The organism is Roseomonas rosulenta (assembly GCF_016106005.1).
Taxonomy (GTDB): Bacteria; Pseudomonadota; Alphaproteobacteria; order Acetobacterales; family Acetobacteraceae; genus Neoroseomonas; species Neoroseomonas rosulenta.
This window is the reverse complement of record NZ_JACADR010000161.1, coordinates 1-10,054: the sequence shown is the minus strand read 5'-3', so window position 1 is coordinate 10,054 and position 10,054 is coordinate 1. Positions and strand designations below refer to the sequence as shown.

Below are 10,054 nucleotides of genomic sequence, written 5' to 3'. Positions count from 1 at the left end.
GCGACCGCCACCCGCCGGGTCGCCCGGGTCGGCATCCGAGGTGCCGGTGCGCGGGCGGGCGGTACCGCCGCCTCGTCCGCCGCCGGGCGGGTCGCCGGGGTCGGAATCGGAGACGCCGGAGGGCTGCCGGCCGCCGCGCTGCGTACCGCGGCCACCACCCGCCGGGTCTTCGGGGTCGGCGTCGTTCACGCCGGTCCGGGGGCGCCCGCCGCCCTGCGGCCCGCGGCCTCCATTCGGCGGATCATTGGGGTCGGCATCCGTCAGCCCCGTCTGCTGCTGGCGCTGGCCCGGCGCCGTGCCGCGGCCCTGGCCGGGCGCGTCGGACGGGTCCGAATCCGACACGCCGGAGGGCGCGTTGCGCGGCGCCGGCGGAGCGGGGATCGGGCCAGGCGAAGGGGCGGGGCTGGCGCCGCCTTCCCCCTTGGTGCCCTGGGCGAAGGCGGCTCCGGGCAGGGCCGCCGCTCCGCCTGCGGCCGCCACTCGCACGACGAGCAGCCGCCGGGCGAGGCGATGGTCGGGAGAGTCGGGCATCGGGCCGTTGCTCCGTTGAAGAACCGGGACGTCAGTGTCGGCGGCAAGGACCTCCGGACACAAGGCCGAAGCGCCGCTGGACCGGTCCGATGGGCAATGCGCCCCGAATTCCTTCAAGGGGCTTGCATTCATGTTCTGGTTTTGTTCTTATCACCGCATGAGCCAGCGCACCGCCATCGACCCCTCCCTGGTCATCCCGCCGCCGCCCGTCGTGATCCGCTTCGTGCCCGCCAGGCCGCCGGCGCGCGCGGCCCGGCGCGCGCTGCGCGACTTTACCGGCTTCCTGGTGCTGGCCTGGGCAGCCGCCGAGATCGCGCTCTGGGCTGGGGGCGCCTGAACCGCGCGCGGCCCGCGGCGGCGGCCAGCCTCAGGCGGCGCGCTCGCGCAGGATCGCCACCGCGCGGCGGAAGCCATCGGCCATGCGCTCGGCCGGCATCGCTCCCGAGAACAGCAGGTGCCGGTCCAGCAGGAAGGACGGCACGCCGCTGATCCCCGCCTGCGCCAGCGCGCGGGACTCGGCCACCACCTCGGCGCGTGCCGCATCACCGGCCAGGAAGGCCGCCAGCGTCGCCTCGGCCATGCCGGCCTCGGCCCCCAGCGCGGCGAGCACGGCGCGCGAGCCGATATCCTGGCCTTCCTGGAAATAGGCGCGGAACACGCGGTCCATAGCGGCATGCTGCACGCCGTCCGCGCCGGCCAGGCGGATCAGGCGATGCGCCTCGACCGTGTTGGGCGTGCGCGCCATCAGGTCATGCCGGAAGGCGAGGCCGGCGACGCGCCCCGCATCCGCCACCTGGGCATCGAGCTGCTGCGACCTCTCCCAGGAGCCGAACTTCTCGGTCCGGTACGCCCGCCGGTCCACGCCCTCCGCCGGCATGTCGGGGTTCAGCTGGTAGGGCAGCCAGCCAATCTCGAAGACCAGCCCTTCCTCGGCCAGCAGCGCCAGCGCCCCGTCGAGGTGCGCCTTGCCAATCCAGCACCAGGGACAGATGGCGTCCGAGACGATCTCGAGCCGGCCGGCAGTGGCGGTGGACATGGCGCTTCCTCGATGCGGTCCGTTCGAGCATGGGGACGCACCCGCCCCGCGGCAAGCCGCCGCAGGCTGGAAACGCGCCGCGCAATTCGCACCTTGCGCCCCAGCGAAACAACCGACGAAGACACCACCTATGCCCCAACCGACGGGGCCGACCGGCGCGTCCTGCTGGCCGGGTCTGCCCTGCTCGGCGCCGGCGCCTTCGCGCCGACCGCCCGCGCTGCCGTCCCGGCGCCTGCCGGCACCGCCAACCCCGGCGTCTACCACGTGTAGCTTGGCGAGACCGAGGACACGGCGCTGCTCGACGGCGCCATGGGCGGCGGCGGCGAGGAGTTCCTCCCCCGCATGTTCCCCGACAGCACGCCCGAGCGGATCGCGACCCTGCGCGAGCGCGCCTGGTTCATGCCGAACGGGCTGCGCCAGCCGGTCGGCGACTATGCGGTGAACACGAGCCGCAACCTGTTCAAAGTCGATTGCCGCCGGACATTCCTCGTTCATGCCGACGACGGGGCGCACGCTCGACGCATTGCGCGCCCTGGGCGACGCGCCCGAACAGATCGGCACGGTGCTCCTGACGCATATCCACTCCGAGGACGCCCCCCTTGGACCCGGCACGGGTTCCGCGCATGGTCCCGGTCATGAGCATCACCTTCCCCGATCCCCATCCCGTGTCATGGCCCGAGGCTTCGCCCGCCGCGCTCGGCCTCGATGGCGCGCGCCTGGCCGAGGCCGTGGCCCATGCCGCCGCGCATGAGACGCCCTGGCCCTACGACCTGGCCGGTCATATCGGCCGTGGCGGCTTCGAGCCGCCGCCGGACAACGAGGTGCTGGGCGTGCTCTGGCCGCGCGGCGCGCCCTGCGGGATGGTCACGCGCCATGGCGTGCTGGTGGCGCGCTGGGGCGACACGCGGGAGGTCAGCCAGACCTTCTCCGTGGCCAAGTCCTACCTCTCGATGCTGGCCGGCATCGCGGTGGCGGATGGGCTGATTCCGGACATCGACCGCCCGGTGCGCGAGAGCGTGGATGATGGCGGCTTCGACAGCGCGCAGAACGCGCCCATCACCTGGCGGCACCTGCTGACCAACACCTCGGAATGGGAAGGCACGCTGTTCGGCAAGGCCGACAGCATTGACCGCGGCCGCAACCTCGGCGTCGAGGGGCAGGGGAAGAAGGGGAGCCGCGCGCTGGAACCCGCCGGCACGCATTGGGAATACAACGACGTGCGGGTGAACCGCCTGTCGCTGAGCTTGCTGCGCGTCTTCGGCCGCCCGCTGCCGGAGGTGTTCCGCGAGCGCGTGCTCGGCCCGGTCGGCGCGTCCGCCGACTGGCGCTGGGATGGCTATCGCACGTCGTGGGTCACGCTGCCCGATGGCCGGCGCGCGCAGTCCGTGCCGGGCGGGACGCATTGGGGCGGCGGTGTCGCGATCCATGCCGAGGACCAGGCGCGAGTGGGCCTGCTGGCGCTGAACCGCGGCGCCTGGGGCGGGCGGCAGCTGGTCCCGGCATCGTGGTTCGACCTGTCCACCCAGCCGTGTTCACTCAATGACACCTATGGCTTCCTGTGGCGGGTGAACAAGAGCGGTTCCTGGCTCCCCTCCGCCGCACGCGACGCCTTTTTCGCCAGCGGCGCCGGCGGAAACCTGACGTGGATCGAACCTTCGTCCGGCATCGTCGCGGTGCTGCGCTGGACGGACCCTGCGGCAATGGACGGCTTCATCGCCCGGGTGCGGGCGGCCATCGCGGGCTGAACCGCGCGCAGGCGAACTGTCTGCCCGCACGCGTGCCACCGCGCCGCCGCCGCGACCCTCCTATTGCCAGCGGCGGCGGGCGCAGGGGGGGGCAGGCAGCCTGACACGTCGGTTGCGCGGCACGCTTCGCCGGGGCATCCATCGCGCAGGGCAGGGAGCGGGCGCATGGAGATCGGCATCGTCGGGATGGGGCGGATGGGGGCGAACATCGCCCGCCGCCTGATGCGCGCAGGTCATCGCTGCGTGGTGTGGGACCGCGACCCGGCGGCGGTGGCGGCTGTGGTCGCGGATGGCGCCACGGCTGCGCCCGACCTTGCTGGCCTGGCCGCCGCACTGGCCGCCCCGCGCGCCGTCTGGGTCATGCTGCCGCATGGCGATCCGACCGAGCAGGCGATCGCCGCACTCGGCGACCTGCTCTCGCCCGGCGATGTCGCGATCGATGGCGGCAACACGCATTGGAAGGACGACGTGCGCCGCGCCGCGGCGCTCTCCGCCCGCGGCGTGGACTACCTCGACATCGGCACCTCGGGCGGCGTCTGGGGGCTCGAGCGCGGCTACTGCCTGATGATCGGCGGCAAGGCATCGCCGGTCGCGCGCCTCGCGCCGATCTTCGCCGCGCTGGCACCGGGGCGGGGCGACATCCCCGCCACGCCGCGCCGCGACGGCCGCGCCCCCAACATCGAGGAAGGCTGGCTGCATTGCGGCGGCCACGGCGCCGGCCACCTGGTCAAGATGGTCCATAACGGCATCGAGTACGGCATGATGCAGGCGCTGGCCGAGGGGCTCGACCTGCTGCGCGCCGCCGACAGCCCTGACCTGCCGGAACAGCACCGCATCAGCGTCGATGTGGCCGACGTGGCGGAGGTCTGGCGGCGCGGGTCGGTGGTCACGTCTTGGCTGCTCGACCTCACTGCTGCGGCGCTGGCCGAGGACCCGGCGCTCGCGAAGTATTCCGGCCGCGTCGGCGATTCCGGCGAGGGGCGCTGGACCGTGCAGCAGGCCGTCGAGACCGCGGTCTCCGCGCCCGTTCTCACCGCCGCGCTCTATGCGCGCTTCGCCTCGCGCGACGATGGCCACTTCGCGGGCAAGGCGCTGTCGGCCATGCGCGCCGGCTTCGGCGGGCATCTGGAGCCCAGGAAGGCATGACCATCGCCGCCATCGTGGTGATGGGCGTCTCCGGCTGCGGCAAGTCCACCCTCGGCGCGATCCTCGCAGAGCGGCTCGGATGGCCCTTCGAGGACGGGGACGGGTTCCACTCGCCCGCCAATGTCGCGAAGATGGCCGCCGGCACGCCGCTCACCGACGACGACCGCTGGCCCTGGCTCGATGCCATCGCCGCGCGCATCGCAGCGGCGCGTATCGCGGGCACCGGCGTGGTGATCGCCTGCTCCGCGCTGAAGCGCGCCTACCGCGACCGGCTGCGCGCCGGGCATGCCGATATCCGCTTCCTGCACCTGACCGGTGATCCCGCGCTGATCATGGCGCGCCAGGCCGCGCGCAGCGGGCACTACATGCCCGCGAGCCTGATCGCCAGCCAGTTCGCCACGCTCGAGCCGCCGGATACCGAGGCCGATGTCATCGACCTCGATGTCGATCCCGAGCCGCCGGTGATCGTGCAGAAGGCCATCGCCGCGCTGCGCCGGCGCGGCGACCTGGTGTGATCTATTCTGCCGCCATCGCCAGGCCCGGCACCGGGCCGTTGGTGATCGCCGTCATCCGCTCGCGCACGTCGAAGATGCGGATCTGCAGGTCGGTGATGTCGGGGTTCGCCTTCATCCGCGCGACGATCGGGCCGTTCACGTAGGCCTCGGCCGCCGCGCGCGTGTCGAACAGGTAGATGCCGCCGGCGCGGCGGTCCTCCTCGCCGTCCAGCCAGATCTTCCATTGCAGGCCGGGCACGGCGAGGAACTGCCTGGCCCGGTCGTCGGTGTAGCGCGCCTCCCACTCCGCCTTTGGCATGTCGGGGCGCGTGTAGTTGACCTGCACGATCATCATGGCACGAGGCCTCCCTGCGTCTCTGGCCGCAGCCTGCGCCCGACGGGCCGGCCCGCGCAACGCATCGATGCGGGTTGGGGGGTGGGCCGGGCGCAACCGGCCGGCCCGCCCCCGTCGAAGCGCAACCGAACTCCAGCAGGCCGTGCCGGAGCCGTGTTCAACCCTCGATCGCCTGGTAGGCCAGCATGTTGATCAGCCGCCGGTAGCGCAGGCGCATCTCGCCCGGGGCATGGGCCATCAGCACCACCGCCAGGCGCTCCGCCGGGTCCACCCAGAAGAAGGTGCCAAACACGCCCGACCAGCCGAAGGCGCCAGGCGCGCCCATGAAGGCAGACCCGCCCGGATGCCGCCGGACCGCCACCGTCAGGCCGAAGCCGTATCCGGTCAGCCCCGGGTCCATCCGGTCCGGCCCGCCCTCGATGCCCTGCAGGTGGTCCGACCCCATCCAGCGCACGGCCGCGGGCGAGAGCACGCGCGCGCCGCCCAGCGTCCCCCCGGCACGCAGCATCTCGGCGAAGCGCAGGTAGTCCGCTGCGGTGGAGACCAGCCCTGCACCGCCCACCTCGAGCCGCGGCGGCGCGACCGGCGCCTCGACCGCCTGTGGCTTGCCGGTGATGGGGCAGGTGGGCAGCGCCTTGGCGAAGCGCGTGAGCCCGCCCTCGGGGAGCACATAGCCCGTCTCGCGCATGCCCAGCGGCTCGAAGATGCGGCTTCGCATCAGCGTGCCGAGCGAGGCGCCGCCCGCCGCGCCCGCCACCAGCCCCAGCACGTCGGTCGAGAAGCCGTATTCCCAGGCCTCGCCCGGATGGTGGCGCAGCGGCGTGGCCGCCAGCGCGGCCGCGAGCGAGGCCGCGTCATGGTCGCGCGCCACGGTCAGCGACGTCCCCGGATGCGCCGCATGCACCGCCGTGGCGCCGAAGCCGCCATAGACGAAGCCGGTGGTGTGGCGCGCCGCGTCCTGCACCGTCATCGGCCGGCGCTGCGGCTCGAGTTCCAGCGGCCCCTCGCCGGACAGCATCCCCGGTGTCGGCTTCGCGACGTTCATGTTCATCAGGGGCGGGACGTAGGCGCCGACCGGGTCGGACATCAGCAGCCGCCCTTCCTCGACGAGCGAGAGCGCCGCCACGCCGCAGACCGGCTTGGTCATCGACGCGATGGCAAACAGCGCATCGGCGCGCATCGGCACGCGCGCCTGCGCATCGAGGAAGCCGACCGCCTCCATGTGCACCAGCCGCCCGTCGCGCGCGATGGCCACGACGCCGCCGGGGAAGCGGCCTTCCTCGATCTCGCGCTCAAGCGCGGGGCGGATGCGCGCGAGCCGCGCGGAGGACATGCCCACGCTCTCCGGCCGCGCGGGCGCGAGCGGTGCGACATCGGCCTGGATCGTATCCATCACGCGGCTCCTTCGCCGGCATAGGGGTTGGTGCGGCGTTCGGTGCCGAAGGTCGAACCGGGCCCATGGCCGCAGATGAACTGGATGTCGTCGCCGAGCGGGAACAGCTTGGTGCGGATGGAGCGGATCAGCGCATCGGTGTCGCCATAGGGGAAGTCGGTGCGCCCGACCGAGCCCTGGAACAGCACGTCGCCCACCAGCGCCACGCCCAGCGCCACGCTCACGAAGACAACATGGCCGGGGGTATGGCCCGGGCAGTGCAGCACCGCGAAGTCCTGGCCGGCGATCTCCACCGTCTCGCCCTCCTCGAGCCAGCGGTCCGGCGTGACGGGCCGGCACGCCATGCCATAGGTCGCGCCCTGCGCGGCAAGGCCGTCGAGCAGGAAGGCATCGGCGCGGTGCGGCCCCTCGATCGGCACGCCCAGCGCTTCCGCCAGTTCGGTGGCCGCGCCGGCATGGTCGAGATGCCCATGCGTGAGCAGGATGCGCTGCACCTCCATGCCGGCCTGCTGGATGGCGTCCTGGATGCGATCCGCGTCGCCGCCGGGGTCGACCACCACGCCCTGCTTCGTCTCCTCGTCCCAGATCAGCGTGCAGTTCTGCTGGAAGGGCGTGACCGGGATGATGGCAGTGGCGATGCTCATGCCGCCGACCTTGGCGCGCGCCCCGCGCGGCGTAAAGCGCCGGGGCTCAGGGCCCGACCAGGGCGGGCAGCACCTCCGCGCGCAGCCGCTCGACATTGCCGCGCGCCACCTCCGGCGAGGCCGCGACCGATCGCGCGATCACCATCCCCCCGTCGCGCAGCAGCACCAGCACCGATCCCGCGACCTCCCCCGCGCGATAGGCCGTGACCCAGCCCACCGCCCGGCCGATGTCGGCGCGCTCGACCCGGCAGGTCGGGTTGCGCGCGCGGCATTGCTGGTCGAGCGAGGCGATCGATGTGTATCCCGACCGCAGCCGCTGTTCGGTCGTGTCCTCCTGCCGGCCGAGCCGCAGTTCCACCGCCGGCGCGCCCTCGCAGCCGGGGCAGGTGAGGGTCAGGAGCCCGTCCTCGATCCGCGCGACATAGCCCTCGCCCAGCGCGGCGAGGGCGCGCGCCTCCACCGCGGCGAGCGAGGGCCGCTCCTGCGCGCGCGCGCCGCCTGCCGCAAGCACCACCACCGCCAGGGCCATCCACCACCGCATCACCGCGCCGTCCTTCCGTGGTTCCCGTGGCACAGGGTCCTGCCTGCCGCAGCGGCGCGTCAACACCTTGCCCGACCGGCGGCGGCGCATCCGCGTCGCGTCGCCAGGGCCGGCGCTCATCGCCGGAACTCCAGCGGCGTCGAGCGCTGCCGACCACGACCCGATATCGACCACCCGGCAATTTTCGCCGGGCCGTTCATTGTTCATTCAACTATCGCGCGCTTTCCTGCATTGATCGGATCGCAGGACGCGATGGCCACCTATTCCTTCACCGATGCCGCCGGCGCCAGCCTGGTCTTCGTGCCGGCCGAGGACCTGCTCGTCCTGCCCTTCGGCGTCTCCGCCGCGGCGCTGCGCTTCGCCAGCGCCGGCGGCGACCTGCTGGTCACGGTGGGGTCGGACACGGTGCGGCTGCTGGGCATCGGCCTCGGCGGGTCGGGGCTTACAGCCGCCAACCTGGTGTTCCAGGACGCCAGCCTGCTGATCCTGGACGGGCCGGGGAACAACGTCCGCACAGGCAGCGCCTTCGGCGACTGGATCGGCGCTGATCGCGGCGGCGAGGATCGCATCGTCGCCGGCGCGGGGGACGACTACATCCGCGGCGAGGCGGGGCTCAGCGCCCTCGACACCATCGATGGCGGGGAGGGGACCGGCGACCTGCTGGTGCTCTCGGGCACGCTGTCCGTGGTGCTCGGCCCGCTGACCGTCACGGGGATCGAGCGCTTCGAGGTCGGCGCGGGCAATGTCGCGCTCACCCTCGATGCCGCCACCGTCGCGACCGCCACGCCCGTAGCCGGATCGGTCTTCACGATCGACGCATCGGCCCAGGGGGTGGGTTCGCGCCTCGCGGTCGATGGCCGCGCGGTCTCGGCCGCGGGCATGGCGCTGCTGGGCGGCGGCGGGGATGATTCGCTGGCCGGCGGCCTCGTGGCGGACCTGCTGGTGGGCGGCGCCGGCGACGACACGCTGAACGGCTTCTGGGGCGACGACACGCTGGCGGGCGGCGCCGGGGTCGATCTGCTGGTCGGCGGCTTCGGCGACGACCTGTTCCTGTTCGACGTGGCAGGCCTGCCCAACAGCCCGCCCGCCACCCCCGACCTGATCCTGGATTTCGAGGGCGCGGGGGTGGCCGGCGGCGACCGGATCGGCCTGCCCGGCGTCGCGGCCATCGGCCTCGGTCTCACCTTCCATGTCGCGGCGGCGGATTTCGTCTTCGAGGGCTACGCGGTCTCCGGCGTGCAACTGCCCGCCTCGCGCATCGGCGATGGCTTCGCCGACGTGATGTGGCGCCTGGTCGAGGGCGAGGCCTGGCGATTCGAGCTCTGGGCGGACCTCAACGACGACGGCCGCTTCAGCGCCGGCGACCTGTTCCTGCGCATCGCCGTCCCCGCAGGCGACACCGCCACGACGCTGATCCCGGGCGACTTCCTCGCCGCCTTCGCAGGGCTCGTAGGCGGGCCGGGCGACGACGTCTTCACGGCGCTCGGCGGGACCGATGACATGATGTGGGGGGAGGGCGGCGACGACGTGCTCGCCGGCGGGGACGGCGTCGACGTTCTCGAGGGCGGGCTCGGCAACGATACCCTCAATGGCGGCGACCTCGCGGACGAATTGCGCGGCGGGCCGGGCTCCGACTGGATTGAGGGGGGCGATGGGTGGGACACGCTCTTTGCCGCCGACAACCTCTCGCCCGAAACGGAATCGTCCGACGACCGCAACCACCTCGCCGGCGGGCGCGGGCCGGACCTGCTGTTCGGCGGCGCCGGCCTCGACACCCTGCTGGGCGGGGATGACGACGACCTTCTCTGGGGCGACGCAGGTGCGGACAGCCTGCTGGGCGGGGCGGGCGACGACCTCGTCCATGGGCGCGAGGGCGACGACCTCCTTGATGGCGCGGAGGGTGCGGACACGCTGCTGGGCGGCACCGGCGCGGACACCTTCAGCGGCGGCGCGGGGGCGGACCTGTTCGTCATCGACCTGTCCACCAGCGGCCAGGCCGAGGCGCAGGGCGATGCGCCCGACTGGATCACCGACTTCAACCCGGCCGAGGGCGACGTGCTGTCGCTGGCGCTGGCCGGCGGGCTGGTGGGCGGCGCCTTCGGCCCCGGGCCGCTCGCCTGGCGCGGCACGCTGGCGCCGCGCGACCTCGCGCTCGGCGTCGGGCTCGGC

11 protein-coding genes and 1 pseudogene are annotated in these 10,054 nt (G+C 73.3%); 6 read left to right on the top strand and 6 right to left on the bottom strand.

Annotation, left to right across the window (positions count from 1 at the left end; translation table 11 throughout):
- Positions 1-531: pseudogene (locus HW578_RS17405) on the bottom strand (hypothetical protein); the annotation flags it as partial.
- A gap of 157 nt (positions 532-688) precedes the next feature.
- Between HW578_RS17405 and HW578_RS17400 the strand changes: the two are divergent.
- Positions 689-868, top strand: a complete 180-nt coding sequence (locus tag HW578_RS17400) for a hypothetical protein (protein WP_198371879.1) — start codon at positions 689-691, stop codon at positions 866-868.
- Positions 869-898: 30 nt separating this feature from the next.
- Here HW578_RS17400 and HW578_RS17395 read toward each other — a convergent pair whose 3' ends face one another.
- Positions 899-1,567: a DsbA family oxidoreductase gene (locus HW578_RS17395; RefSeq protein ID WP_198371878.1), complete on the bottom strand. Its 669-nt coding sequence runs from the start codon at positions 1,565-1,567 to the stop codon at positions 899-901.
- A 93-nt stretch (positions 1,568-1,660) separates the two neighbouring features.
- Here HW578_RS17395 and HW578_RS17390 point away from each other — a divergent pair, with 93 nt between their 5' ends.
- From HW578_RS17390 to HW578_RS17375, 4 genes are all read left to right on the top strand, one after another.
- On the top strand, positions 1,661-1,837 hold the full coding sequence (locus tag HW578_RS17390; protein ID WP_198371877.1) for a hypothetical protein: 177 nt from the start codon (positions 1,661-1,663) through the stop codon (positions 1,835-1,837).
- A gap of 365 nt (positions 1,838-2,202) precedes the next feature.
- A complete protein-coding gene (locus tag HW578_RS17385; RefSeq protein WP_198371876.1) occupies positions 2,203-3,312 on the top strand; it encodes a serine hydrolase domain-containing protein in 1,110 nt (369 codons plus the stop codon).
- A gap of 165 nt (positions 3,313-3,477) precedes the next feature.
- On the top strand, positions 3,478-4,458 hold the full coding sequence (gnd, locus tag HW578_RS17380; protein ID WP_198371875.1) for a phosphogluconate dehydrogenase (NAD(+)-dependent, decarboxylating): 981 nt from the start codon (positions 3,478-3,480) through the stop codon (positions 4,456-4,458).
- A complete protein-coding gene (locus tag HW578_RS17375) occupies positions 4,455-4,973 on the top strand; it encodes a gluconokinase (protein ID WP_198371874.1) in 519 nt (172 codons plus the stop codon). Before gnd ends, HW578_RS17375 begins: the two co-directional genes overlap by 4 nt.
- A 1-nt stretch (position 4,974) precedes the next feature.
- Here HW578_RS17375 and HW578_RS17370 read toward each other — a convergent pair whose 3' ends face one another.
- The 4 genes from HW578_RS17370 to HW578_RS17355 all read right to left on the bottom strand — a co-directional run bounded on the left by HW578_RS17370 (position 4,975) and on the right by HW578_RS17355 (position 7,885).
- Positions 4,975-5,307 (bottom strand): YdhR family protein, encoded by a 333-nt coding sequence (locus HW578_RS17370; protein WP_198371873.1) that lies wholly within the window; start codon positions 5,305-5,307, stop codon positions 4,975-4,977.
- A 157-nt stretch (positions 5,308-5,464) separates the two neighbouring features.
- On the bottom strand, positions 5,465-6,700 hold the full coding sequence (locus HW578_RS17365) for a serine hydrolase domain-containing protein (protein WP_198371872.1): 1,236 nt from the start codon (positions 6,698-6,700) through the stop codon (positions 5,465-5,467).
- On the bottom strand, positions 6,700-7,344 hold the full coding sequence (locus HW578_RS17360) for an MBL fold metallo-hydrolase (RefSeq protein WP_232479062.1): 645 nt from the start codon (positions 7,342-7,344) through the stop codon (positions 6,700-6,702). Before HW578_RS17360 ends, HW578_RS17365 begins: the two co-directional genes overlap by 1 nt.
- 46 nt (positions 7,345-7,390) lie before the next feature.
- Positions 7,391-7,885 carry a hypothetical protein gene (locus HW578_RS17355; RefSeq protein WP_198371871.1) on the bottom strand — a complete coding sequence of 165 codons (495 nt, stop codon included), beginning with the start codon at positions 7,883-7,885 and terminating at the stop codon, positions 7,391-7,393.
- Positions 7,886-8,137: 252 nt separating this feature from the next.
- Here HW578_RS17355 and HW578_RS17350 point away from each other — a divergent pair.
- Positions 8,138-10,054, top strand: a 1,917-nt coding sequence (locus HW578_RS17350; protein ID WP_304621643.1) for a calcium-binding protein, incomplete at its 3' end; no start/stop codon positions are given.